Source organism: Curtobacterium sp. MMLR14_002, from assembly GCF_001864975.1.
Classification (GTDB): Bacteria; Actinomycetota; Actinomycetes; order Actinomycetales; family Microbacteriaceae; genus Curtobacterium; species Curtobacterium flaccumfaciens.
The window spans coordinates 1-252 of record NZ_MJGT01000043.1 but is presented as its reverse complement, the minus strand read 5'-3'; the positions used below and the strand labels follow the sequence as shown (position 1 = coordinate 252).

The following is a 252-nucleotide window of genomic DNA, read 5'->3' as shown; positions in this document are numbered from 1 at the left end:
CGGAGAAGGTCGCACCATCCGGGGCCGTCAGCACGACGGTGCCATCGGTGTTCGTGCGCACCTCGCGGTTCTCGACCACGAAGGGCACCTGGGTGCTCTCCCCGCGCTCGAGCTCGATCGGACCCTGGTCGACACCGACGAGCGTGCCACCCTCGACGATCGTCGCGGTGACGGTCTTCTGGTCGACCTGCGCGTTGTTGAACCGCTGCGTCGCGACGAGGGAGTTGGCTCCGACGGAGAGTCCCTCGACGG

1 protein-coding gene is annotated in these 252 nt (G+C 68.3%); it reads right to left on the bottom strand.

The window, feature by feature from the left end:
* Positions 1–252 (bottom strand): hypothetical protein (locus BIU91_RS18800; RefSeq protein WP_171907768.1); only part of this gene is annotated, 252 nt, incomplete at both ends.